23 protein-coding genes and 1 other RNA gene are annotated in these 23,005 nt (G+C 67.1%); 16 read left to right on the forward strand and 8 right to left on the reverse strand.

Annotated features, from left to right (window positions below):
* Window positions 1–89: 89 nt before the first annotated feature.
* The 4 genes from BGO82_RS12745 to BGO82_RS12760 all read left to right on the forward strand — a co-directional run bounded on the left by BGO82_RS12745 (window position 90) and on the right by BGO82_RS12760 (window position 3,378).
* The gene (locus tag BGO82_RS12745; RefSeq protein ID WP_291305979.1) at window positions 90–1,025 is read left to right on the forward strand and encodes a glycosyltransferase family 2 protein; all 936 of its coding nucleotides are present in this window, start codon (window positions 90–92) and stop codon (window positions 1,023–1,025) included.
* Window positions 1,022–2,215, forward strand: coding sequence for a mannosyltransferase family protein (locus BGO82_RS12750; RefSeq protein WP_291305980.1), 1,194 nt, complete (start codon window positions 1,022–1,024; stop codon window positions 2,213–2,215). The genes BGO82_RS12745 and BGO82_RS12750 overlap by 4 nt, the downstream gene beginning before the upstream one ends.
* Complete coding sequence (locus tag BGO82_RS12755; RefSeq protein WP_291305981.1) at window positions 2,212–2,367, forward strand: hypothetical protein; 156 nt, start codon at window positions 2,212–2,214, stop codon at window positions 2,365–2,367. Before BGO82_RS12750 ends, BGO82_RS12755 begins: the two co-directional genes overlap by 4 nt.
* A gap of 69 nt (window positions 2,368–2,436) precedes the next feature.
* On the forward strand, window positions 2,437–3,378 hold the full coding sequence (locus BGO82_RS12760; protein WP_291305982.1) for a DMT family transporter: 942 nt from the start codon (window positions 2,437–2,439) through the stop codon (window positions 3,376–3,378).
* 15 nt (window positions 3,379–3,393) lie between these two features.
* On the opposite strand, the gene BGO82_RS12765 is transcribed toward BGO82_RS12760, so the two are convergent.
* Both BGO82_RS12765 and BGO82_RS12770 read right to left on the reverse strand, forming a co-directional pair.
* Entirely contained in the window at window positions 3,394–3,822 is a 429-nt protein-coding gene (locus tag BGO82_RS12765; RefSeq protein WP_291305983.1) for a hypothetical protein, read from the reverse strand.
* A gap of 6 nt (window positions 3,823–3,828) precedes the next feature.
* Window positions 3,829–6,147: a UvrD-helicase domain-containing protein gene (locus BGO82_RS12770; protein ID WP_291305984.1), complete on the reverse strand. Its 2,319-nt coding sequence runs from the start codon at window positions 6,145–6,147 to the stop codon at window positions 3,829–3,831.
* Window positions 6,148–6,337: 190 nt separating this feature from the next.
* Between BGO82_RS12770 and BGO82_RS12775 the strand changes: the two genes are divergently transcribed.
* On the forward strand, window positions 6,338–9,901 hold the full coding sequence (locus BGO82_RS12775) for an AsmA family protein (RefSeq protein WP_291305985.1): 3,564 nt from the start codon (window positions 6,338–6,340) through the stop codon (window positions 9,899–9,901).
* On the opposite strand, the gene BGO82_RS12780 is transcribed toward BGO82_RS12775, so the two are convergent.
* From BGO82_RS12780 to ssrA, 3 genes are all read right to left on the reverse strand, one after another.
* Window positions 9,884–10,099 carry a ribbon-helix-helix domain-containing protein gene (locus tag BGO82_RS12780; RefSeq protein ID WP_291305986.1) on the reverse strand — a complete coding sequence of 72 codons (216 nt, stop codon included), beginning with the start codon at window positions 10,097–10,099 and terminating at the stop codon, window positions 9,884–9,886. The two genes, BGO82_RS12775 and BGO82_RS12780, sit on opposite strands and share 18 nt — an antisense overlap.
* Before the next feature lie 5 nt (window positions 10,100–10,104).
* The gene (locus tag BGO82_RS12785) at window positions 10,105–10,602 is read right to left on the reverse strand and encodes an SspB family protein (protein WP_291305987.1); all 498 of its coding nucleotides are present in this window, start codon (window positions 10,600–10,602) and stop codon (window positions 10,105–10,107) included.
* Window positions 10,603–10,686: 84 nt separating this feature from the next.
* Window positions 10,687–11,042, reverse strand: a transfer-messenger RNA (tmRNA) gene (gene ssrA / locus BGO82_RS12790).
* A 39-nt stretch (window positions 11,043–11,081) separates the two neighbouring features.
* On the opposite strand from ssrA, the gene BGO82_RS12795 reads away from it, so the two are divergent.
* The 10 genes from BGO82_RS12795 (at window position 11,082) to BGO82_RS12840 (ending at window position 18,972) form a co-directional block, all read left to right on the forward strand.
* Entirely contained in the window at window positions 11,082–11,333 is a 252-nt protein-coding gene (locus BGO82_RS12795) for an AbrB/MazE/SpoVT family DNA-binding domain-containing protein (RefSeq protein ID WP_291305988.1), read from the forward strand.
* Complete coding sequence (locus tag BGO82_RS12800) at window positions 11,334–11,732, forward strand: type II toxin-antitoxin system VapC family toxin (RefSeq protein WP_291305989.1); 399 nt, start codon at window positions 11,334–11,336, stop codon at window positions 11,730–11,732. It begins immediately after the preceding gene.
* 111 nt (window positions 11,733–11,843) lie between these two features.
* Window positions 11,844–12,671, forward strand: a complete 828-nt coding sequence (locus BGO82_RS12805; RefSeq protein WP_291306050.1) for a thymidylate synthase — start codon at window positions 11,844–11,846, stop codon at window positions 12,669–12,671.
* Complete coding sequence (locus BGO82_RS12810; RefSeq protein WP_291305990.1) at window positions 12,668–13,684, forward strand: DUF4424 domain-containing protein; 1,017 nt, start codon at window positions 12,668–12,670, stop codon at window positions 13,682–13,684. The genes BGO82_RS12805 and BGO82_RS12810 overlap by 4 nt, the downstream gene beginning before the upstream one ends.
* Window positions 13,685–13,689: 5 nt before the next feature.
* Window positions 13,690–14,010, forward strand: a complete 321-nt coding sequence (locus BGO82_RS12815) for a phosphoribosyl-ATP pyrophosphohydrolase (protein WP_291305991.1) — start codon at window positions 13,690–13,692, stop codon at window positions 14,008–14,010.
* Complete coding sequence (locus BGO82_RS12820; RefSeq protein WP_291305992.1) at window positions 14,007–14,486, forward strand: GNAT family N-acetyltransferase; 480 nt, start codon at window positions 14,007–14,009, stop codon at window positions 14,484–14,486. Before BGO82_RS12815 ends, BGO82_RS12820 begins: the two co-directional genes overlap by 4 nt.
* Window positions 14,483–15,007 (forward strand): dihydrofolate reductase, encoded by a 525-nt coding sequence (locus BGO82_RS12825; protein WP_291305993.1) that lies wholly within the window; start codon window positions 14,483–14,485, stop codon window positions 15,005–15,007. Before BGO82_RS12820 ends, BGO82_RS12825 begins: the two co-directional genes overlap by 4 nt.
* Before the next feature lie 59 nt (window positions 15,008–15,066).
* Window positions 15,067–16,188, forward strand: a complete 1,122-nt coding sequence (gene hflK, locus BGO82_RS12830) for an FtsH protease activity modulator HflK (RefSeq protein WP_291305994.1) — start codon at window positions 15,067–15,069, stop codon at window positions 16,186–16,188.
* Between the two features lie 3 nt (window positions 16,189–16,191).
* Window positions 16,192–17,346 carry a protease modulator HflC gene (locus tag BGO82_RS12835; protein WP_366246949.1) on the forward strand — a complete coding sequence of 385 codons (1,155 nt, stop codon included), beginning with the start codon at window positions 16,192–16,194 and terminating at the stop codon, window positions 17,344–17,346.
* A gap of 156 nt (window positions 17,347–17,502) precedes the next feature.
* Window positions 17,503–18,972 (forward strand): Do family serine endopeptidase, encoded by a 1,470-nt coding sequence (locus BGO82_RS12840; protein WP_291305995.1) that lies wholly within the window; start codon window positions 17,503–17,505, stop codon window positions 18,970–18,972.
* Between the two features lie 14 nt (window positions 18,973–18,986).
* On the opposite strand, the gene serB is transcribed toward BGO82_RS12840, so the two are convergent.
* Window positions 18,987–19,802, reverse strand: coding sequence for a phosphoserine phosphatase SerB (gene serB / locus BGO82_RS12845; protein WP_291306051.1), 816 nt, complete (start codon window positions 19,800–19,802; stop codon window positions 18,987–18,989).
* Between the two features lie 72 nt (window positions 19,803–19,874).
* On the opposite strand from serB, the gene miaA reads away from it, so the two are divergent.
* Entirely contained in the window at window positions 19,875–20,744 is an 870-nt protein-coding gene (miaA, locus tag BGO82_RS12850; protein WP_291305996.1) for a tRNA (adenosine(37)-N6)-dimethylallyltransferase MiaA, read from the forward strand.
* Here miaA and BGO82_RS12855 read toward each other — a convergent pair.
* Window positions 20,741–22,159 (reverse strand): MATE family efflux transporter, encoded by a 1,419-nt coding sequence (locus BGO82_RS12855; protein ID WP_291305997.1) that lies wholly within the window; start codon window positions 22,157–22,159, stop codon window positions 20,741–20,743. The genes miaA and BGO82_RS12855 overlap by 4 nt on opposite strands.
* A gap of 193 nt (window positions 22,160–22,352) precedes the next feature.
* Window positions 22,353–22,748, reverse strand: coding sequence for an SH3 domain-containing protein (locus BGO82_RS12860; RefSeq protein WP_291305998.1), 396 nt, complete (start codon window positions 22,746–22,748; stop codon window positions 22,353–22,355).
* Between the last annotated feature and the right edge of the window lie 257 nt (window positions 22,749–23,005).

Genomic DNA, 23,005 nt, shown 5'->3' on the forward strand with positions numbered 1-23,005 from the left:
AAGGCGCGCGCAGGCTCGCTGGGGCGGGGGCTCGAATGCAGGCGGAGAGGGCGGTTGCAACTGCAGGAGGGGCGGCGGCCCCGCCGGCCTTGGCGCTGTCGGTCGTGTCTCCCTGCTTCAACGAAGAGGCAGGCGTCGCCGAATTCTGCAGCCGCGTCTCGGCGGCCGTCCGCGACGCCGGTTTCGCCGATCACGAAATCGTCCTCGTCGACGACGGCTCGACCGACGCCACCTGGGACCGCATCCGCGCCCTTGCCGCCGCCGACCCGCACATCGTCGCCATCAAGCTCTCGCGCAATTACGGGCACCAGGCGGCGCTCACCGCCGGCCTCGCCGCCGCCACCGGCGCGCTGGTCTTCGTGCTCGATTCCGACCTGCAGGACCCGCCGGAGCTGCTGGGCCCGATGCGCGACCTGCTCGTCGCCGAAAAGGCCGAAGTCGTCTACGGCCGCCGCCGCTCGCGCAAGGGCGAGACCGCGTTCAAGCGCTTGACGGCGGCCGGCTTCTATCGCCTCCTCGACGCCATGACCGAGACCCGCATTCCGCTCGACACCGGCGATTTCCGCCTGATGACGCATCGCATGGCGCAGATCCTGACCTCGATGCCCGAGCGCGACCGCTTCATCCGCGGCATGGTCTCCTGGGCCGGCTTCAAGCAGTTGCCGTTCGAGTACGACCGCGACGCCCGGCACAGCGGCGAAACCAAATTCTCGCTGCGCCGCATGCTGCGTTTCGCCAGCGACGCGCTGCTGAGCTTCTCGCTGGTGCCGCTGCGCCTCGCCGGGCTCCTGAGCGCGCTGATGTTCGTCGCCGTCCTTGTCCTGCTGCTCTATGTCGGGATTTCCTTCTTCTTCCACCCCGCTCCCGGCTGGACCAGCACGGCCCTCATCATCCTCACCACCTCGGCGGTGCAGCTCTTCACCCTGGCGGTGATCGGCGAATATGTCGGCCGCCTCTACATCGACAGCAAGCAGCGGCCGCTCTTCATCATCGAAGAGGTGGTGCGCGAGGACCGGTCCGCGTGAGTGACGGCGCCGGGCTGGCGGTGGCGCCGCCGCCTGCGTCGGTGCTGCCCAGGCTTGCCACGCCCGACTGGCGGCTGATCCTCGGCTGCTTCATCGGCTCGCGCCTGTGGCTCACCCTCGTCGGGCTCGTGACCCTCATGGTCATGCCGCCGCAGCCCGCCCCAAATCTGGGCGTCGCCAGCTACGCCGCGACCCTCACCGATCTCTATGTCCGCTGGGACGCGCTCTGGTATGTGAGCATCGCCGAGCACGGCTACAGCACCATCGTGCCGCCGTTCCAGGGCGCCGGCACCATCAGCTACGCCTTTTATCCGCTCTACCCCCTCGCCATGTGGGCGCTCGGCAGCGTCACCGGCCTGTCCGCCGCGGCCGCCGGTCTCGTCATCTCCAACGCCAGCTTCCTGGGCGCGCTGGCGGTGATCTACGTTCTCGCCGAACATTGGTCGGGCAGCAGGGCGGTTGCCGGCCTCGCCGTGGCGCTGCTCTGCGTCGTGCCGCAGAGCTTCGTGTTTTCGGCCGTCTATACCGAATCGCTGTTCGTGCTGCTCACCGCGCTGTCGGTGCTGCTGTTCGAACGCCGCCGCTACGCGCTCGCCGGTGTCGCCGCAGCGCTCGGCAGCGCCTCGCGCTCCAACGGCATCTTCATCGTCGTCTATTTCGGCCTTGCCATCCTGCGCGACCGCGGGCTGCTCGGCGCCTTGCGCTTCTGGCGCGAGCCGGAGGCCTATATGCCCATCGTCCTCGCCCCGCTCGGCCTGTTCGCCTTCTGGTGGTTCTGCATGCTCACCACCGGCGATGCCTTCGCGCAGAAATCCACCATGGTCCATGGCTGGCAATGGGCATTCGACTGGCCGTGGAACAATATCGTCAACCAGTATCGGGGCACCGATTTCCGCTTCAAGTACTTCATGACGCTGAGCCTCATGATGTTCGCGGCCTCGCTTACCCTGTTGCGCCGGCGGAGCTGGCCGCTCTTCGGCTATTGCCTCGCCTGCTTCATCCTGTTCTGGACCGGCAATCTCGCCAATTCGCTGCTGCGCTATTCGCTCGTGCTGTTCCCCATTTTCTACGGCCTGGCGCTGGTGCTCGCCCCGCACGTGATCGTCCGCCGGCTGGTGCTGGCCGTTTTCGGCCTGTGCGGCACGCTCCTGATGGTGCTGTGGGCCATCGGATCGATTTTCGTCACATGACGCGCCGGCTCCGCACCATCGTCGTCCTGGGCGTCGAGGCCATCCTGCTCGCCGGCATGCTCGCGTCCTTCGTCTATTTCACGCGCAACAGCCGCGACGTGGTGCTGACCCACCCCGAAGCGGCCGTCCCGGGCCCCTCGACGGCCGGCTAGCGACTGGCCTGGCGTATCCCGCGCCTTTGCCGGTTGAGCCGGCGGCATCTGCATGTCATATCGCAGGGCATGGTCCAGTCGTTTGCGGCCCATCGCAATGCGCCGCTCGTCGGCATTGCCTTCAAGGTGGGCTCGGTCCTCATATTCCTGGTGATGTCGAGCCTGCTCAAGGCGAGCCAGGGCGTGCCGGCCGGCGAGCTGGTGTTCTTCCGGTCCTTTTTCGGCGTCTTTCCGGTGGTGGCGTTCCTCGCCTGGCGCGGCGAGCTGCGCGCCGGGCTGAAAAGCAACAACGTCGCGAGCCAGATCTGGCGCGGCCTCGTCGGCACCGTCTCGATGGGCTTCGGCTTCCTGGCGCTCACCAAGCTGCCGCTGCCCGAAGCCGTCACCATCAACTACGCGACGCCCCTGGTCATCGTCATCCTCTCGGCGCTGGTGCTGCACGAGACGGTGCGGCTCTACCGCTGGAGCGCGGTGGTGGTGGGATTGTGCGGCGTGGTGGTGATCGCCTGGCCGCAACTGACGCTGTTCTCGTCCGGCGTCCACACCGACGCGGCCATCGGCGTCGGCGCCGCGCTCGCCGCCTGCTGCCTGGGCGCCGTCGCGCAGCTTCTCGTCCGCACGCTGATCCAGACCGAGCGTTCGGCGACCATCGTGCTCTATTTCCTGCTGTCGTCGGCGGTGATCTCGCTGGTGACGGTGCCCTTCGGCTGGGTGATGCCGAGCCCGCTGGTGGCGCTCTACCTCGTCGGCGCCGGAATCGCCGGCGGCATCGCCCAGATCATGCTGACCGAGAGCTACCGCCACGCCGACATGAGCGTGGTGGCGCCGTTCGAATATTCCTCGCTGGTCTTTTCGATCGTCATCGGCTTCTTCTTTTTCGGCGACGTGCCGACCGTCTTCATGCTGGTGGGCGCCGTCATCGTGGTCGGCTCGGGACTGTTCATCATCTATCGCGAACAGCAGCTCGGCCGCCTCCGCCCCGAAAAGGAAGTGGTCACCCCGCAGGGCTGACCGCCGCCGCGGTTGTCAGAGCTGGATGGCGAGCCCGTTGACCTGCCAGGTGCCGCCATTGGCGCCGAACAGGTCGACCAGCAGCGTCGCCTTGCCGTTGGCGAAGGTCATCGGGCAATGGGCGTTGGCCGTTCCCACGCCGTTGACAATGTTGAGCTTGAACAGCGTGCAGGGTTCGCTCGCCTGCGGCTTGCCCAGCGTGGCGTATTTGGCGAAGGCCGCATCGCCGTCCTTGCTGATCGTCTCGAGATAGTCCTTGGTGGCCAGCCCCGAGAAGGCATCGATCGTCCAGCCCGACGTCACCAGGCCGCGCGAAAACGTATCGGCCGCCGCGACCACCCGATCGCTCTCGCCCTTGAGCGAGGAAAACGCGTTGCCCGCGAACCAGACCACCACCACGGCCAGGATCGCCAGCAGACCCAGGATCACCATCCAGGCTTTCATGCCCCGTCACCCCCTGTTTACGAAGCTGTCGAGCACCTTCTTCCTGCCCGCCTTCTCGAACTCGATCGACAGCTTGTTGCCCTCGATGCTGTCGATGCGGCCGTAACCGAATTTCAGGTGGAACACCCTTTCACCCACGCTGTATTTCGAGCCGCGTCCGTCGTCGGTCGAGCGCGCCACGAGGTCGCCGTCGATGGTCAGCGGGCCGCCGCCGCGGCGGTCCTTCGCCTGCGCCCGGGCGCGCTGCCAGCCCGGCGTTTCGTACACGCTGTCGAACGGGTCGGCCATCGAAAAGCGTGAGCTCGAGCGGCCGCCATAGGTGTAGCCGCCATAGCCCGAGCCGGTATCCTTGACCTCGACGGCCTCGGCCGGCAGCTCGTCGAGGAAGCGCGACGGGATGGCCGACTGCCAGAGCCCGTGGATGCGCCGGTTCTGCGCCACCGAGATGCGCGCCCGCTTGCGTGCGCGGGTAATGCCGACATAGGCGAGGCGGCGTTCCTCCTCGAGGCCGGCGCGGCCGAGCTCGTCCATGGTGCGCTGCGATGGAAACAGCCCTTCCTCCCAGCCGGGCAGGAACACCGTCTCGAACTCCAGCCCCTTGGCCGAGTGCAGCGTCATGATCGACACGGCGTCGTCGGATTCGGCGGAATCGCGATCCATGACCAGGCTGATATGTTCGAGAAAGCCGCCCAGCGTTTCGAACTCCTCCATGGAGTTGACCAGCTCCTTGAGGTTTTCGAGCCGGCCGGGGCTGTCGGGCGCCTTGTCGGCCTGCCACATCGCGGTGTAGCCGCTTTCGTCGAGGATCTGCTGCGCCAGCTCGGCGTGCGGAATGCTGCGCGCCCGCTCCGACCAGTCGTCGAACTGCGCGACGAGATCGCGCAGCGTCGTGCGCTGCTTGGGCTTCAGCTCCTCGGTTTCGAGCAGCGTGCGCGTGGCGTTGAACAGCGGCTGGCGGGTGGCGCGCGCCGTGTCGAACAGCAGCTTGATCGTGCTCTCGCCGATGCCGCGCTTCGGGGTGTTGATGATGCGCTCGAAGGCAAGGTCGTCCGTCGGGTTGGCGACGAGGCGCAGATAGGCCAGCGCGTCGCGGATTTCCTTGCGCTCGTAAAAGCGCGGGCCGCCGATGACGCGGTAGTTGAGCCCCAGCGTGATGAAGCGCTCTTCGAACTCGCGCATCTGGTACGAGGCGCGCACCAGGATGGCGATGTCGTTGAGCTTCTCGCCGTGGTGCTGCAGCTGCTCGATTTCCTCGCCGATCTGGCGGGCTTCCTCTTCGCTGTCCCACACCGAGGTGACGCCCACCGGGTCGCCGCGCTCGCCCACGTCGGTCTGCAGCGTCTTGCCGAGCCGGGATTCGTTGTGCGCGATGAGGTGGCTCGCGGCGCTCAGGATATTGCTGGTCGAGCGGTAATTGCGCTCGAGCCGGATCACCTTGGCGCCGGGGAAATCCTTCTCGAAGCGCAGGATGTTGTCGACCTCCGCCCCGCGCCAGCCATAGATCGACTGGTCGTCGTCGCCCACGACGCAGACATTGGCCTCCGATGCGGGCCGTCCCTGCGCCAGGAGCCTGAGCCACAGATATTGCGCGACATTGCTGTCCTGGTACTCGTCGACGAGGATGTAGCGAAAGCGCTTGTGGTACTCGCCGAGCACGTCCGGGTGCTCGCGGAACAGCCGGATGTTTTCGAGCAGCAGGTCGCCGAAATCCACCGCGTTCAGAATCTTCAGCCGCGCCTGGTAGTCGGCATAGAGTTTCTGCCCCCTGCCATTGGCGAAGCCGCTGGCGTCCGCTTGCGTGAGATCACCTGACAGAAGTCCACGGTTCTTCCAATTGTCGAGCATCCCCGCGAATGCCCGCGCCGGCCAGCGTTTCTCGTCGATATTCTCGGCTTCCAGCAGCTGTTTGATCAGCCGCACCTGATCGTCCACATCGAGGATGGTGAATTTGGGGTCGAGATCGACCAGCTTTGCGTGCTGCCGAAGTATGCGAGCACCAATCGAGTGGAAGGTGCCCATCCACGGGAGACCAGCGAGTCTTGGCACGAACCCTTCAACCCGGTCTCTCATCTCTCGGGCCGCCTTGTTCGTGAAGGTGACAGCGAGGATTTCCTTACCAGCGGCCTTGCCAGTGTTGAGAATGTGCGCGATCCGAGTGGTGAGGACGCGCGTCTTTCCCGTGCCTGCCCCGGCAAGGACCAGCAACGGTCCCTCGGTGCTCAGCACCGCCTCGCGCTGCTCTTCGTTGAGGCCCTGGAGGTAGCCGGCGTCGCGCCGGCCGAACTGGCTGGTGATCGCGCCGGAAACGGGTTTCGGAACAGCCATGCGGCTTGACGAATCTCTTTTTGTTCTGGTCGTGCCTATATAGGCGCTGGATGGCCGAAACACCATGCGAGGGGCCCGCAAAAGGCCGGGCGAGGGCCCAAATTCTGCCGTGGAGGCAAGCCATTGCACGGGTGACGCGCCGAACTGGCTTGCCTACACTTGGCGCCTGTCTTGGGGGTTCGCCGGGCACGTGCTCAATCGCCTGTTCATCGCCATCGGGGTGCTGGTCATCCTCGCCATCGGCGCGGCCTTCGTCGTGCCGCGCTTCATCCAATGGGGCGACTATCGCGACCGGCTGCAGACCATGGCCGCCGAGGCCTTCGGCACCGAGGTGGCGATCGAAGGCGACATCCATCTGACGCTGCTGCCGGCGCCCAAGCTCGAATTCACCAGGGTGCGGGTCGGCCCCGCCTCGGCCCCGGTGCTGCAGGTGGGGCAGGTGGACGCCGAGTTCTCGCTGCTCGATTTCCTGCGCGACCAGTACAAGGTGACGAGCCTGACGCTCAACCATCCGACGGTCAATCTGGCCGTCGCGGCGGATGGCAGCATCAGCTCGGGCATTGCCATTGCCGGGCAGGGGCAGTCGAACGTGTCGATCGCCAACGCCAATGTGGAATCCGGGTCGGTGCACCTGACTGACATGCGCTCCGGCGCCATCTATGCCGCCGACGGCATAAACGGGCAGCTCAAGCTCGACGCCCTCAAGGGCCCGTTCAGCTTCCAGGGCAATGTCAGCGTCGATCACGCCGCCTATGCCGTGCGGGTGAGTACCACCCGCTTCGACGACAAGGGCAGCACCACGCTGGCGCTGTTCATCAAGGCCGACAACCAGAGCTTCACGCTCGACAGCAGCGGCACGCTCACCCTCGGCGCGGTTCCCAAATACGCCGGCGATCTGACCTACCGGGCGCCACCGCCGCGGGTCAAGGAGGGCGACGCGGTGGACGCCGGGCGCGGCGATTTCGTGCTGACCGGCAAGGTCGACGCCGGCCCCGACCGCGTGCTGCTGTCGGACTACGTGGCGCTGCCCGACGAGAACCGCGCAGCGACGCGCCTCACCGGCGCGGGCGAGCTCAAGCTCGGCAAGGCGGTGTCGTTCAACGCCATCGTTTCGGGCGGCGTGGTGGCGCTGCCGCCGCGCGACGCCACCAAGGAACTGACCGATCCGCCCTATGAGCTGGTGCGGCTGCTGGGCGAATTACCGCTGCCGCCGATCCCGCCGGTCATGGGCACGGTCGGGCTCGACATCGCCGAGCTCAATCTGCGCGCGGTGTCGCTGCGTGACGTGCGGCTCGAGGCCTCGACCGACACCAAGGGCTGGACCATCACCGATTTCGCGGCGGCCTTGCCGGGCGCCACGAGGCTGGGGCTGACCGGCACCCTCGGCCTTGCCGGCGGCAAGCCGGTCTTCACCGGCGGCGTGACGCTCGACAGCACGCAGCTCGACCGGCTGGCGGCGCTGTGGCGGAGGCCGGCCGCCGGCGATCCGCTGCTCGGCCAGGCCGGATCGCTCAAGGCCGACGTCGCCCTGTCGGGCGATACGCTGACGCTGGGCGCCGGCACGCTGGTCGTCGGTGGTATCAACCAGGGCTTCGATGCCCAGATCGGTTTCGGCCAGCCGCGGCGGCTGAAGCTCGACGCGCATTTCACCACGCTCGGGCCGGAGGAAGGCGCGACGCTGGCGGCGCTGCTGCCGGATTTGACTGGCAGCGGCAGCTTCGGCGCCACTTTTCCCAAGGGCGAAATCGACCTCAGCGCCGGCAAGGCGGCGCTGTTCGGACTCGACGGCACCAATCTCGACGCCCACGCCACCTGGGAGGGCGGGGTGCTTGAGTTCCAGAAGCTGAGCGCCGAGGATTTCGGCGGCGCGCAGTTCGACGCCCGGCTCACCGCCTTCGGCACGCTTGCGGCCCCCGAGCTCTCCGGCACCGGCATGATCAAGCTCGAAGCCGACGCACCGCTGCTCGATACCCTGCTCGGCGCCATCCATACGCCGCCGGCGATCGCCGATTTCCTGCACAATTCGCTGCCGGCCGACCTCAACGTGCAGCTCGACGCGCCCGCCGGCGATGGCGGCCAGGTGCTCAATGTCTCCGGCCGGCTGTCGGCCTCCGACACGCGGCTCGAGGCCAAGCTCGGGGCGGGCATCGCCAACGCGCTGGTCGCGCCCATCGCGGCCAGGCTGACGATGAGCTCGCAAAGCTCGCTGCTGATGACGCGCCAGCTCGGACTCGGCGCCCGCTCGATCTTCGGAGATGGAACGCCGCTCCAGCTCGATGCATCGATCGAGGGCGTGCCGGCCAACAGCTATGAGACGCATGTGCGTCTGGCGGGCGGCGACGACCATATAAGCTTTGACGGCAACGTCATTCCCGGCGACTTCACCAGGATTAGCGGCACCGGCGGGCTCGACGTCAAGCTCGGCGATCCGCAGCTGGTGGCGGAGCTGCTGGGCGCCGGCGGGGTGTACCTGCCCCCGCTCGCCGGTACCGCCGACCTCGATTTTTCGGGGACCGAGCGGGCGAGCCTGTCGCGCATTGCGGCGTCCGGCGTGAGCGGCAATCTGGCGCTGGCGCGCAACGGCGCGCAGACCGCGATCACCGGCTCGCTGGCGCTCGATGCATTCGACGTCCACGCGCTGCTGCCTGCCCTCGCCGGAGCCGCCAGCACCGTGCCGGTCGCCGGCAGTCTGTGGCCCGGCGGACCGATCGACATTGGCGCCGCGCCGCGCACCACGACGGGGCGCATCGAGGTAACGGTAGCGGCGCTCGACAATGGCGTCTCGCCGCTCCTAAGCGATGTGAAATTCGGCTATGACTGGGACGCGCAGAGCGTGCATCTGCGCAATCTGTCGGGCGACCTCGGCGGCGGCACGCTGGGCGCCGACATCACCGTATGCTGTTCCAATGCCGCGCTGCCCGACAAGCAGGTGAGCGGGCGGCTGAGCCTCGCCGGCGTCGGCATCGACACCGTGGCGCCTGCGGCGGTGGCCGGCGGTCTCGACGGCACGCTGGAGGCGAGCGCGCAGTTCGACGGCAGCGGCGCAACGCTGGACCAGGCGATCGCGGCGATGACCGGCACCGGCAGCTATACCGTCAGCGGCTTTTCGGTGGCGCATTTCGATCCGGGCGTGTTCCGGGCTGCCGGCGCGCTCACCGGCGTCGTCGATCTCGCCCCCGAGGCGCTGAGCAGGACCGTGACCGAAAAGCTCGAGGCCGGGCCGTTCTCGGCGCCAACCCTCACCGGCAGTTTCACCATCGCCAACGGCACGCTGCGCAGTCCCAACCTTGCCATCGCCGGCGACGGCGCCCGCATCTTCGGCAGTGCCACGATGTCGCTCAAGGACCTCGTACTCGATGCCCACTACACCATGTCGCCGACCGGCAAGACCGACGCCACCAGCGCCATCGATCCGACGACGGCCGAGGTCGATGCGGTGCTGAAGGGGCCGCTATGGGCGCCCGCCACGAACTACGACGTGGCGGCGCTGGTCGACGGCATGAAGATCAAGGCGAACGAGATCGAACTGGCCCGGCTCGAGCAGCTCAAGGCCGAGGCCGATGCGCGGGCGAAGGCGGCGGCCGAACTGCGGGCTCGCCTCGACGCGCTGCGTCCGGGTGTGAGCGTCGCCGGCGGCGGGGAAGCGATGAAGCTGGCCGAGGAAGCCGCCGCCATCGAAGCGGCGCGCAAGGCAGCGGAGGCGGCAAAGCGCGCCGCCGCGTCGTCGGCGGAGCCGCTAGATCTGGGGCTCTGACCCCTGCGCGTCGCGCAGCACGGCCACGCGCAGCGCCGACGACAAATTGGGGCCATCGCGGGTGCGGTCGATCTCTTCGATCAGATGCACAAGCCGCAGGCCGCGGCGCGCCGCCATGGCCTCGAGCCCGTCCCAGAATTCGGGTTCGAGCGCGATGCTGGTGTGGTGGCCGGCGATCGTCAGCGACCGCTTGCGCATGGGCGCTACTTCTTGCGGAAGGCGTCGAGGCTGACGACTTTTTCGCCTGCGGATTCGGCCGCGACGGGAGCGGGCGCCGCCCCATGCGACATTTCAGGCCTTGCCGCCTCATGCTCCTCTGCCGGCAACTCCTCGCCGGGGAGCGGGCCGGTGTTCTTGAGCTCGAGCCCGAACTGCACCGACGGATCGAAGAAGCCCTTGATGGCGGAGAACGGGATGACCAGCGTTTCCGGCTTGTCGTCGAAGCTGAGACCGACCTCGAAGCCGGTTTCGCCGACCTTGAGATCCCAAAACTGATTCTGCAGCACGATGGTCATGTCGTTGGGGTACTGCTCGAGCAGCCGCTGGCTGAGACGCACCCCCGGCGCTTTGGTCAGGAACGAGATGAAGAAATGATGCTCGCCGGGCAGCCCGGTCTTGGCCACTTCGGCCAGCACCTTGCGGATCACGCCGCGCAGCGCCTCCTGGGTGAGGATGTCGTATCGGATGTGGTCTTGAGCCATGTCGCCTTGGGATTCCCGCGCTCGGCGCCATATCAGCCGCCAAGGGGGTGAATATCAAGGACAAACGGGAGGTTTTTGCGGTGAAGTGCAGGCTTCTGTTGCCAGGTGCCTGCGAACCCCGCCTCCAAACCGCTAAAGCCTGGAGGGCTTTGATTCAGGTGCTAGCACCGCATTACGCGGCGAGAGCAACCTTAGCATAGTTGTCGTTGGCAACTATTGAGATGGCCCGATGACGGCGGAACCATGCCGAGCGAAAACACACCCTTTACGCCCTTGTCGATCCTGTTTCGCCCCCACTGGCTCCCCTCGCGGCGGGGAGGAGATGGTGGAGGCGCCGGGTACTGCCCCCGGGTCCAATGGGTTTATTACGATGGCAATTTATCGCCATAGCCGTTGCCGGCAGGCTGAATATAGGCATGGCCGGGCAGGGATGCAAATCCGGCAGCGATGGCATATTCTAGGGTTCGAGGAGAGCGAAGATGAATGCGCGGGTGAACCTTGCCGGAGAAATCGCGCTGCCCGAGGAGGTCTTGAACGAACTCGACCTGCGGCCGGGGAGCGAAGTTGTCTTCGAACGCGGGCCGGAGGGCGAAATCCTGCTCATGAAGGCGGCCGGCGCACAGCGGCCCTCCATCGAGGAAATCCGCCGGCGCATAGCGAGCGTCCGGGGCATGGCCCGACCGGGGCTTACCACGGATGAGTTCATGCAGATCATGCGCGGCGACGAATAGGTGTTGCTGGTCGACGCCAACGTCCTGATCGACATAACCACTCGTGATCCGGACTGGGCGGGCTGGTCCGAGGCGCAACTCGCCTCCGCCTTGGCGGCCGGCGATGTCGGTATCAACGAGATCATCTTTGCGGAACTGTCGGTTGGGTTCGACAGATTCGATGAGGTACGCCTGGTCGTTGACAGCCTGCAACTGGTGATGCTGCCGCTCTCCGAGCAAGTTTGCTTCCGCGCCGGCCAGGCTTTTGCGAACTATCGTCACCAAGGTGGCAGGCGTGCGAATGTGCTCTCCGACTTCTTTATCGGTGCACATGCGGAGTTGCTCCACGTCCCGGTGCTCACCCGGGATACAAGGCGGTTCCGCGCCTACTTTCCGACGGTCGCGCTGATCACGCCCTGAGCTGTCGCCCGCCGTCATCGTCTCCTCTGTGAGAATCGCGGTTTGAGCGGCATGAAGGGCGTCTGCTAAAAGGGTTGCCGAACGGAGAGCCGGAACATGTCAGTCTTGGCGTTGCAAACCAACCATGTCGACGCGCGGCATCCGGAGCAGCAATATCTCGATCTGCTGCGTACCGTGCTCGAAACCGGCACCGACCGTCCGGACCGCACCGGCACCGGCACCCGCTCGATCTTCGGTCACCAGATGCGGTTCGACCTGAGCCGCGGCTTTCCGCTGCTCACCACCAAGAAGCTGCACGTCAAATCGATCGTCTATGAGCTCCTGTGGTTCCTGCGCGGCGACACCAATGTGCGCTGGCTGCAGCAGCACGGCGTCAAGATCTGGGACGAATGGGCCGACGCGAACGGCGACCTCGGGCCAGTCTATGGCAGCCAGTGGCGGAGCTGGCCCGACGGCAAGGGCGGCTCCATCGACCAGATCGCCAAGCTGGTGGAGTCGATCCGGACCAAACCTGAGTCGCGGCGCCACATCGTAACCGCCTGGAATCCGGCGGAGGTGGACGAGATGGCGCTGCCGCCCTGCCACTGCCTGTTCCAGTTCTACGTGGCCGATGGCCGGCTGAGCTGCCAGCTCTACCAGCGCAGCGGCGATATCTTCCTCGGCGTGCCGTTCAACATCGCCTCCTACGCGCTGTTCACCCACATGATGGCGCAAGTGACCGGGCTTGCGGTGGGCGATTTCGTCCACACTTTCGGCGACGCGCATCTGTATTCAAACCACGTTCAGCAGGCGCATGAACAACTGAGCCGGACGCCGCGGCCGCTGCCGCGACTGACGCTCAACCCGGACAAGACGTCGATCTTCGACTTCGCGTTCGAGGACTTTATGTTCACCGGGTACGATCCGCATCCGCACATCAAGGCCGAGGTCGCCGTATGAGGCTGTTCCTGATCGCCGCGCTGCCACTGGCTGCGGCCCCCGCCATCGCCAACGACACCACCTCGCAGCTCGGCACCGGCGGGCTGCTGTTCGTCACCAACGAGAACGTGTCGATGGACTCCGAGGACCTGTCGATCTCGCCCGACCGGGTCAGCGTCGTCTATCGCTTCACCAACAAGGGCGATGCCGACGACAACGTGCTGGTGGCGTTCCCGCTGCCCGACATCACCGGCGACGGCGACTTCATGGTGGCGATCCCCGACGAGGACGAGCAGAACCTCTTCGGCTTTACCACCAGCTTCGACGGCAGGCCGGTGAAATCGACGCTGCATCAATACGCCTTCGCCTTCGGCGTCGACCAGACGGAGCTGCTGACCTCGCTCGGCGTGCCGTTGGCGCCGTTCGGCGAAGCGACGCAAACGGCGCTCAACGCGCTGTCCGACGCCGATCACGACCAGCTGGTGCATCTGGGTCTCGTCATTCCGATGCAGTACGACGACGGCAGCGGCTGGAAAACCGACTACACCCCGGTCTGGACGCTCAAATCCACCTACACCTGGGAGGCGAACTTCCCCGCCGGCAAGACTGTCGAGGTCCGCCACGCCTACACCCCCAGCGTCGGCGGCACGGTGGCGACGACGTTCCTCACCCCGCCCTACGACGCGACGGACGAGGATCGGCCGAAAATCTACAAGGAAAAATACTGCATCGACGACAGCCTGATCAAAACGCTGAAAGCGTCGATGACCAACAAGACCGATTTCTACTCCATCCCCTATGTCGAGAACTGGATTTCCTACGTCTGGTCCACCGGCGCCAATTGGAGCGGCCCGATCGGCAAATTCCACCTCACCATCGACAAGGGCGACCCCAGGAACCTCGTCTCCTTCTGCTGGGACGGCAAGGTCAGGAAGACCGGCCCCACCACCTTCGAGATGACGGCAGACGACTGGGTGCCGCCGGAGCACGATCTCGACATCCTGCTGCTGCTGCGCCGCGATACGGCGAACTGACGGCGATGGGGGAGACGCTTTCCGAACTGTCCGATCGGCTCGCGCAGGTTTCCGACGTCTATGCGCAGCGCACCGGCATCGTCCGCGACGACGACTGGTATGTTCTGAAATTGCAGGAGGAGGCGGGCGAGCTCGTGGCCGAGCACCTGCGCCTGACCGGCCGCGGCCGCCTGCGGGACGGCGGCAAGGCCGCCGCGCTGGCGGCGCGAGACGACGAAGCCGCCGATTTGTTCGCGATGGTGGTGCTCTACTGCCGGCACAATGGCATCGATCTCGAGACGGCGCTGGCCCGCAAATGGTTTCGCCACTTGGAGTCGCCGCCATGAGCGTCACCGTCCGCGACGCGGTTCCGGCCGACGCGCCGCTGATCCTCGGCTTCATCGAGGACCTCGCCGATTACGAGAAGCTGCGCCACGAGGCCGAGGCGACATTGGCCGATATCCAGCGCGAACTGTTCGGGCCGGCCCCGAAAGTGTTCTGCCAGATCGCCGAATGGCAGGGAGAGCCGGCCGGTTTTGCCCTCTGGTTCTACACCTTTTCGACCTTTCTCGGCCGGCACGGCATCTGGCTCGAGGATCTGTTCGTGCGGCCCGGCATGCGCGGCCACGGCATCGGCAAGGCGCTGCTGGCCGATCTGGCGGCGCGTTGCGTGCGCGAGCGGCTGGGCCGCCTCGAATGGGCGGTGCTCGACTGGAACGAGCCATCGATCGAGTTTTACCGATCGCGCGGCGCGGTCTTCATGGATGAGTGGCGGCGCTGTAGAGTGAGCGGAGAGGCACTCAACCGGCTCGGGGCAACATGACTGTCGCCGTCGCGATCATCGCGGCCGTCGCCGCCAACGGCGTGATCGGCCATGGCAACACCATTCCGTGGCATTTGCCGTCGGATTTCGCCCATTTCAAGCGCATGACGGTGGGCAAGCCGCTGATCATGGGGCGCCGGACCTTCGAGAGCATCGGCCGGCCGCTGCCCCGGCGCACCAACATCGTGGTGACCCGCCAGGAGGGCTACCAGCCCGACGGCGTGCTGGTGATTTCGAGCTTCGAGGCGGCGCTGGCGCACGCCCAGGACATCGCCATGGCCGACCGCGCCAACGAGGTGATGATCGGCGGCGGGGCAGAAATCTATGCCCAGGCGCTGCCCCTGGCCGACCGCCTCTATATCACGCATGTGGGCGCAATGCCCGAGGGCGACGCCTATTTTCCGCCCGTCGACCTCGAAGTGTGGAAGGAGTCGGGGGTGATCGACGTTCCCGCCCATCCGGGCGACAGTGCGGCATTCCGTATCAAGGTCTATCGCCGTTCGTCCAACGCCCGCCGTTGATCGCTCAATATTGCCCCCCTATATAGGGCTGCAATATCAGGACGTTCGAAAGGTGTCAGATGCCCTGGGACAACAATACGGGCGGCGGCCGCAACAACAACAGCGGCGGGCCGTGGGGGCAGGCACCACAGGGGGGCGGGCCGCGGCGCGGCGGCACTCCGAGTCTCGAAGATATCCTCAATCGCGGCCGTGACCGGCTGCAGGGCGGCTTTCCCGGCGGCCGCTGGGCCATCGTCGGCGGCCTCGCGGTCATCGTCGTCTTCTGGCTGTTCAACTCGATCTACACCATCGACGTGCAGGAACGCGGCGTCGAGACGACGTTCGGCAAGCCCAGCGACGAGCTGAGCGGCCCGGGCCTGCACTTCATGTGGTGGCCGATCCAGAGCGTTGAGCGCATCAAGATCACGCAGAATAAGACCGAGATCGGCTCGGTGGCCTCGCGCAACGGCACCAGCAACAATGACGGGGTGATGCTGACCTCGGACCAGAACATCGTCGACGCCAAATTCTCGGTGCTGTGGACGATCGACGATCCCAAGGCCTACCTCTACGACGTCAAGGATCCCGACGACATGGTGCGCGCCACGGCCGAAAGCGCCATGCGCGAGGTGGTGGGCCGCAGCCCGGCGACCGAAATCTTCCGCTCCGACCGTGCCGGCATCCAGACCGAGGTGCAGCAGATCATCCAGACCATTCTCGACAGCTACAAGCTGGGCGTACACATCGACCAGGTGAACATCGAGAACGTCGCCCCGCCGCCGGAAGTCAGCGATGCGTTCGCCGAGGTGCAGCGCGCGCAGCAGGACCAGCAGAAGTTCCAGGAAGACGCCCGCAACTACGCCAACACCCTGCTCGGCAATGCCCGCGGCCAGGCGGCCAAGGTGCGCGAGGACGCGGCGGCCTATAAGAGCCGCGTGGTGCAGGAGGCGGAAGGCGAGGCTGCGCGCTTCGTGTCCATCTACAACCAGTACGCCAAGGCGCCGGAGGTGACGCGCCGCCGACTCTATCTCGAGACCATGGAGCAGGTGCTGGCCGGTGCCAGCAAGGTGGTGGTCGAGCCGAGCGCCTCGGGAGCCGCGGGGGGCGTGCTGCCCTATCTGCCGCTGCCGGCGCTGCGACCGGCCTCGCCGCCGGCCGATACGTCGTCGTCCGCGTCGTCCAGCACCGCCACGGGGAACTGAGCCATGAACAGACTCATCGCCGCCGGCGTCGCGCTGGTCGTCATCATCTACCTGCTGGCCTCGTCCATCTACGTGGTGAATGTGCGCCAGCAGGCCATCGTGCTGCGCTTCGGCCAGATCACCGCCGTGCGCACCGAGCCCGGGCTCTATTTCAAGCTGCCGACCAACCTGATCGACACCGTGCAGCTCATCGAGGACCGGCTGCTGCGTTACGATATCGCCAACATGCAGTTGCAGGTGAGCGACGGCGCCACCTATGTCGTGGATGCGTTCCTGACCTACCGCATCAACGATCCGGTGAAGTTCCGCGAGCGTGTGCAGGGCGACCTCGACCTCGCCGAGCAGCGCATCGCCACCCGCTTCGACGCGGCGCTGCGGCAGGTCTACGGCCAGCGCAATTTCGACGCGGCGCTGTCGGCCGAGCGGCCGGCGATGATGCGCGAGGCGCGCGACCTGATCCGGCCGGGCATGAGCGACCTGGGCATCGACGTCACTGACGTGCGCATCCTCAGGACCGACCTCACGGCCGACGTCTCCAAGCAGACCTTCGACCGCATGTCGGCGGAACGTCTGGCGCAGGCCGCGGCCATCCGCGCCGGCGGCCAGCAGGCGGCACAATCGCTCAAGGCCATCGCCGACCGCCAGGCGGTGGAGATCGTGGCTGCCGCCAACAAGGACAGCGAGATCCTGCGCGGCGAGGGCGATGCCCAGCGCTCGGCGGTTTTCGCCTCGGCCTATGGTGCCGATCCGGAATTCTTTGAATTCTATCGGTCGCTGCAATCGTACCGGACGGCGCTCGGCAGCTCCGGCACCACCATGGTGCTGTCGCCCAACAGCGAATTCTTCCAGTACTTCAAGGCCGACACGCTCAACGGCACGGTGCCGCAGCCGGCGGCGCCCAACGGCATCGCGCCGCTGCCCTCCTCGGAGGTCACCGAGCCCGAACCATCCGACCAGCTGCCCCCCGACAATGTCGGCGCCCCGGTCGACAATTCGGTGGTGCCGGCGCCGGCTGCGCCCGCTACCCCGAGCGCGGCCAGCTCCAGCGAGCCGTCGCCGGTGCCCAGCAGCGAAGCTGCACCCACAGCGGTCAATCCCGACGGCACGATCGTCGCGCCGAGCATCTCGTCCGAGCTGCCCTCGAGCGCGGCCCAGTAGAACGTTTGCCGGCGGCCTTTCTGTTGCCATCGAGCGGGAGCTAGTTTTGCGGCCGGCGAGCGATCGCCGGCCCCAACTTTTCGTGCGGCTGCGCGGCTTGTACGATGGGGCGAGTGGCTTACAAGTGCGGCCAACGGGGCCGGGGGAACGGGGAAGATGCGATTCGTGCTTGCCAAGGCGCTGCTGGTGCTGGCCGCGCTGAGCCTGGCGACGCCGCTGGAGGCATTCGCCAGGGGGCCGGAATCGGTGGCCAAGCTCGCCGCCGAACTGTCGCCGGCGGTGGTCAATATCGGCACCAGCAAGCATATCGGCGGCAGCGGCCAGCCCTTCCCCAAGGCGCCCGAGGGCTCGCCGCTCAACGATCTGTTCGACGACCTCAACCCCAACCAGGGCGAAGGTCCGGAGGCTGAGCAGGAGGCGCGCAGTCTCGGCTCGGGCTTCATCATCAAGGCCGACGGCACCATCGTCACCAACAACCACGTCATCGACGGCGCCGACGAGATCACCGTGATGCTGACCGATGGCACGCGCCTGCCGGCCAAGGTGGTGGGCACCGACGACAAGGCCGACCTCGCGGTGATCAAGGTCGACGCCGGCCACCCGCTGCCCTTCGTCAGCTTCGGCGACAGCGACACGGCGCTGGTGGGCGATTGGGTGATGGCCATCGGCAACCCGTTCGGGCTGGGCGGTTCGGTGAGCCTCGGCATCGTCTCGGCGCGCAACCGCGACATCCAGGAAGGCCCGTACGACGATTTCATCCAGACCGATGCGGCCATCAACCAGGGCAATTCCGGCGGCCCACTGTTCGACATGGACGGCAAGGTGGTGGGTATCAACACCGCCATCATCGCGCGCGGGGGCTCGTCGCTGGGCATCGGCTTTGCGGTGCCGGTGAACCTGGCGCGCCCGGTGGTGGAGCAACTGGCCGAATATGGCGAGACCCGCCGCGGCTGGCTCGGGGTCAACATCCAGGAGGTAACTCCGGACATCGCCGACAGCCTCGGCCGGCCCAATGCCAACGGCGCGCTGGTGGTGAGCGTCACCAAGACGGGACCGTCCGACGGCATGATCGACGAGGGCGATTTGATCCTGCAGTTCAACGGCAAGGCCATCAAGAAGATGCGCGACCTGTCGCGCTTCGTGGCCGAAACCGCCGTGGGCTCCGACGCCTCGGTGACGCTCTTGCGCGGCGGCAAGGAAATGACGCTCAAGATTAAGCTCGGCCGGCTGGAGGCCGGCGAGCAGGTGATCGCCGCCGCCGAGCAGCCCAAGAGCACGACGCCCGGTCCCGATGTCGACGAGCCGGTGGGCCCGCCGCCCGGCCTCAAGGAGATGCTGGGGCTCGACCTGGGGCCGGTGGATGCCAGCGCCCGCAAGACCTATGCGCTGTCGGCCGATGCCAGGGGCCTCGTCATCACCGAGGTGGTGAAGGGCTCGGACGCCGAAAAGCAGGGGCTGATCGCCGGCTTCGTGATCTCCGAGGTCAACCAGCAGAAGGTCGACACCGTCGCCGACGTGACCGAGAAGGTGAACGCCGCCAAGGAGGCGGGCCGGCCCGCGGTACTGTTCAAGGTGACCGACCCCACCGGCTCGCACCGCTTCATCGCGGTCAAGCTCGCGGGGTAGCGGGCAGCAGCGCCTCAGCGCACGATCTCGTCCTCGTCATAGCCTTGCAAATAGAGCAGGGCGGTGAGGTCGCCATGGTCGATCCGCACCGCCGCCTGCGCCGCCACCACCGGCTTGGCATGCAGCGCCACGCCGAGGCCGGCGGCCTTGATCATCTCGAGGTCGTTGGCGCCGTCGCCGACCGCCAGCGTCGCTGCCAGCGGGATGTCGTGGAAGGCGGCGAGCGTCAGCAGCCGGCTGAGCTTGGCCTCTTTGCCCAGGATCGGATCGGCCACCGTGCCGGTGAGCACGTCGCCGTCGAATTCGAGGATGTTCGCCATCGCCTCGTCGAAGCCGATGCGCTTGCTGATATAGTCGGCAAAGAAGGTGAAGCCGCCTGAAACCAGCGAGGTGAAGGCGCCGTGCGTCTTCATCGTCTGCACTAGGGCGCGCCCGCCCGGCGCCAGCGTGATCTGCTCGCGCCGGATCTCCTCGATGCGGCTGCGCGGGAGGCCCTTGAGCAGCTTGACGCGCGTCCGCAGCGCCTGGGCGAAATCGAGCTCGCCGTTCATGGCGCGGGCAGTGATGGCGGCGACTTCCGCCTTGATGCCCACCGCCGCCGCGAGCTCGTCGATGCATTCCTGCTCGATCATGGTGGAATCCATGTCGGCGATCAGCAGCCGCTTGCGGCGGTGCGCCAGCGCCACCTGCGCCACGTCGATCGGCTTGCCGGCCACCAGCTCGCGCGCCGCCTCGGCGGCCGTCGCCAGCGCGGGGTTGACGAACTCGACCGCGATGCGCTGGTTGAGCACGTTGATCTCGCCGCCGACGGCCCGGTGTACCGCATGCATCAGCGCGGTGTCGATTGCCGGCTCGGCGGGATTGGCGATGAGGCAGAGAACGGACACGGGGCAAGGGCTCGGGTGAACAAAAGCGCGGTTCTGATAGCGGGTCCGACTGCCAGCGGCAAGTCGGCGCTGGCGCTCGCCAAGGCGCGCGAAACGGGCGGCATCGTCGTCAACGCCGACGCGCTACAGGTCTATGCCGGATTGCGCCTTCTCACGGCCCGGCCGGGCGACGCCGACACCGCCGTTGCGCCGCACCGGCTCTATGGCGTGGTGCCGCCGGAGGTGCGGTTCTCGACCGGCGGCTGGGCTCGCGCCGCGGCCGAAGTGATCGCCGAAGCCGGCGATGCGCCGCTGATCTTCACGGGCGGTACCGGTCTCTATTTCGCGGCGCTGACCGAGGGCTTCGCCGATGTCCCCGAGGTGCCGCCGGAGGCGCTGGCCTGGGCCGAGGGCGAGGTGCGCGGCCTCGATCGGGTGGCGCGCGAGCGGCTGATCGCCGCGCGCGATCCGCTGGTGGCGGCGCGGCTCAAGGCGCCGGACCCGCAGCGGGTGATCCGGGCGCTGGCGGTGCTGCGCGCCACCGGCCGCTCGCTGGCGACGTTCCAGGATGCGCCGCAGCGCGGCCTGCTCGAGGGCTGGCGGCTCGAGCGGATCGTGCTCAACCCGGACCGCGAGGTGCTGCGCCGGCGCATCGCGGTGCGCTTCGAGGCGATGCTGGCGGAGGGCGCGGCCGACGAGGTGCGCGACCTGCTGGCGCTCGGCCTCGATCCGACGCTGCCGGTGATGAAGGCCATCGGCGTGCGCGAGATCGGCGACTGGCTGGCCGGCCGCATCGATCGCGACACCATGGTGGAGCGCGCCGTGATCGCCACGCGGCAATATGCCAAGCGGCAGCGCACCTGGTTCCGGGCGCGCATGGCCGACTGGAGCTGGCGCGAGCGCTAGACCGGCGTTCTCGACGTCAGTCCGAGCCGGTCGCGGAGCGCAAAGCGCACCGTCAGCACCAGCCCCACCGCGGCGAGGCCGGCCGCCAGCCCCATCCAGATGCCGACGCCGCGCAGGCCGAGCGGAAAGCCGAACAGATAGCTCACCGGAAAGCCGACGAGCCAATAGCCGATCAGCGCGATCAGCAGCGGCATCTTGGTGTCGGACAGGCCGCGCAGCGCTGCGCTCATCGTCACCTGCGTGCCGTCGAACAATTGGAAGAAGCCGGCAACGATCAGATAGCTGGTGGCAAGGCTGATAGCGTGGGTGTTGACCGGATTGGCCGGATCGAGGAACAGGCCGACGAAGACCCTGGGCGCGACGAGGAAGGCGATCGCCGTCGCCGCCATGAACAGCAGCGTGACCAGCAGGGCCATCCAGCCGGCGCGGCGGATGCCCTCGCGGTCGTGCTCGCCATAGGCAAGGCCGACCCGCACCGTCGCCGCCTGGCTGATGCCGAGCGGCACCATGAAGCTGATCGAGGCCAGTTGCAGCGCGATGGCATGCGCCGCCACCTCGTCCTGGCCCAGCCAGCCCTGCAGCAGCGCCGCCGAGGTGAACAGCAGCACCTCGGCGAGGCGCATGACGCCGATGGGCAGGCCGATGCGGAACAGCTCGCGGAAGCGCGGCCAGTCGGGCCTGAAGAAATTGTGGAACACGTGGTAGCGGCGGAAGCGCCGGTGCCACACGGTGTAGGCCACGGTCAGCACCAGCATGGCAAAGCTGGTGCAACTGGTGGCGATGCCGGCGCCGGCGAGCTCCAGCCGCGGAAAGCCCCAATTGCCGAAGATCAGCAGCCAGTCGAGGAAGACGTTGACGAAGAACCCGGCGACCGTGATCAGCAGAATGACGCGTGTCGCGCCATGGGCGCTGAGGAAGGAGCGGAACACCACGATCTGGAACGCCGGAAAGATCGCCCAGATGACGAAGTGGATGAAGCGGTCGGCCATCGCCACCAGTTCCGGCTCCTGCCCGAGTGCCGAATAGATCGGAGCGATGTTCCAGATCATCGGGGCGAGCAGCAGCGCCACCAGCGTCGCGGCCCAGATGCCCTGGCGCAGCGTGCGACGCACCGAGCGCAGGTCGCGCGCCCCCAGCGCCTGCGCCACCATCGGCGCCACCGCCTCGACGATGCCCATGCCGAAGATCTGCATGGCGATGAACAGCGCGTTGGCGAGCGCCGCCGCGGCGAGGAATTTCGGCCCGAGCCAGCCCAGCATCACCACATCGGTGGCGCCGAGCGAGATCTGGGCGAGCTGCGCCACCATCAGCGGCCAGCCGAGCTTGAACAGGGCGCCGAACTCGGCGCCCCAGCTCAGGGCGACAGGCAAGGATGGTGCGGCGCCGGGAGTCGGCGCTGCCGATGGTATGCTCATTTCGGGTTCCACTCGCGCCGGCGGTGTAGCCGATGCGGCGCGGCTTGCCTAGAGATCGGCCACCGGGGCGAAGGATGCACCGCCCTGGCGGAGATGTCGCCGACGGCCGCGACGTGCAGTGGCAGGTCGGGCGTCGCTGTCGAGCACCGTCGCAAACAGAAAGGGCGGTCCGAAGACCGCCCTGGGCATTTGTTTACCACCACCAGTGGTGGGGGCCCGGCATCGGCGGCCAGGGCCGCGGCGGCGGGGGCCGGTGATGGTGCATCGGCGGCGGGTAGCCGAAGCCGAAGTGGAAGGTCACGTCCGGCACCGGCACTGGACGCGGGCGATAGCGGCCCTCGCTCAGATAGGCGCAGTTGACCCAGCCATTCGGGCCCGGCTTGGTCACCGCGCACCAGCCGTTCGACCGGCCGGTGATGTTGACGTATTCGCCCGGCGCGAGCGTGTCGACGACGCGATAGCTGGTGCTGGGGCCCGAGCGGACGTTGACGGACGTCGTGGCCACGGCGGCAAACGCGGCGCCGGCGGTGAGGATGGTCACGGCGGCGCCGAGCGCCCCGGCCTTGATCAAATTGGTCTTGATCGTCATGAGTTTCCCTTTCTCGCCCCTTGGTTGGTAAAGACGCGGCCGGTCGAATTGATCCCGGATGTCGTGAAGTTAACGCCTTGGACAGGAACGAAGTTCCCGAGCCCGGCTGCGGCAAAGTCGGCATCTGCGCGCTGATAGGCGGCCTTTATCGACGGCCGGTACGCCAAAGGGTGGACTACGGCTGCTCCGAACTCCGGCAGCATGGTCGATGCGCTCGGCCTGCATTGCCTGGTGACAGCCACAGCGCCTCTGTCTCC

This window comes from Devosia sp. 67-54, from assembly GCF_001899075.1.
GTDB lineage: Bacteria > Pseudomonadota > Alphaproteobacteria > Rhizobiales > Devosiaceae > Devosia_A.

Bases quoted from the DNA above. Each gene is read 5' to 3' on its own strand.
- BGO82_RS12755 (WP_291305981.1), top strand. From the start codon at position 2,212: ATGACGCGCCGGCTCCGCACCATCGTCGTCCTGGGCGTCGAGGCCATC.
- BGO82_RS12760 (WP_291305982.1), top strand. From the start codon at position 2,437: ATGGTCCAGTCGTTTGCGGCCCATCGCAATGCGCCGCTCGTCGGCATT.
- BGO82_RS12765 (WP_291305983.1), bottom strand. From the start codon at position 3,822: ATGAAAGCCTGGATGGTGATCCTGGGTCTGCTGGCGATCCTGGCCGTG.
- BGO82_RS12770 (WP_291305984.1), bottom strand. From the start codon at position 6,147: ATGGCTGTTCCGAAACCCGTTTCCGGCGCGATCACCAGCCAGTTCGGC.
- BGO82_RS12780 (WP_291305986.1), bottom strand. From the start codon at position 10,099: ATGCGCAAGCGGTCGCTGACGATCGCCGGCCACCACACCAGCATCGCG.
- BGO82_RS12785 (WP_291305987.1), bottom strand. From the start codon at position 10,602: ATGGCTCAAGACCACATCCGATACGACATCCTCACCCAGGAGGCGCTG.
- BGO82_RS12795 (WP_291305988.1), top strand. From the start codon at position 11,082: ATGAATGCGCGGGTGAACCTTGCCGGAGAAATCGCGCTGCCCGAGGAG.
- BGO82_RS12810 (WP_291305990.1), top strand. From the start codon at position 12,668: ATGAGGCTGTTCCTGATCGCCGCGCTGCCACTGGCTGCGGCCCCCGCC.
- BGO82_RS12815 (WP_291305991.1), top strand. From the start codon at position 13,690: ATGGGGGAGACGCTTTCCGAACTGTCCGATCGGCTCGCGCAGGTTTCC.
- BGO82_RS12820 (WP_291305992.1), top strand. From the start codon at position 14,007: ATGAGCGTCACCGTCCGCGACGCGGTTCCGGCCGACGCGCCGCTGATC.
- BGO82_RS12825 (WP_291305993.1), top strand. From the start codon at position 14,483: ATGACTGTCGCCGTCGCGATCATCGCGGCCGTCGCCGCCAACGGCGTG.
- hflK (WP_291305994.1), top strand. From the start codon at position 15,067: ATGCCCTGGGACAACAATACGGGCGGCGGCCGCAACAACAACAGCGGC.
- BGO82_RS12835 (WP_366246949.1), top strand. From the start codon at position 16,192: ATGAACAGACTCATCGCCGCCGGCGTCGCGCTGGTCGTCATCATCTAC.
- BGO82_RS12840 (WP_291305995.1), top strand. From the start codon at position 17,503: ATGCGATTCGTGCTTGCCAAGGCGCTGCTGGTGCTGGCCGCGCTGAGC.
- serB (WP_291306051.1), bottom strand. From the start codon at position 19,802: ATGCATGCGGTACACCGGGCCGTCGGCGGCGAGATCAACGTGCTCAAC.
- BGO82_RS12855 (WP_291305997.1), bottom strand. From the start codon at position 22,159: ATGAGCATACCATCGGCAGCGCCGACTCCCGGCGCCGCACCATCCTTG.
- BGO82_RS12860 (WP_291305998.1), bottom strand. From the start codon at position 22,748: ATGACGATCAAGACCAATTTGATCAAGGCCGGGGCGCTCGGCGCCGCC.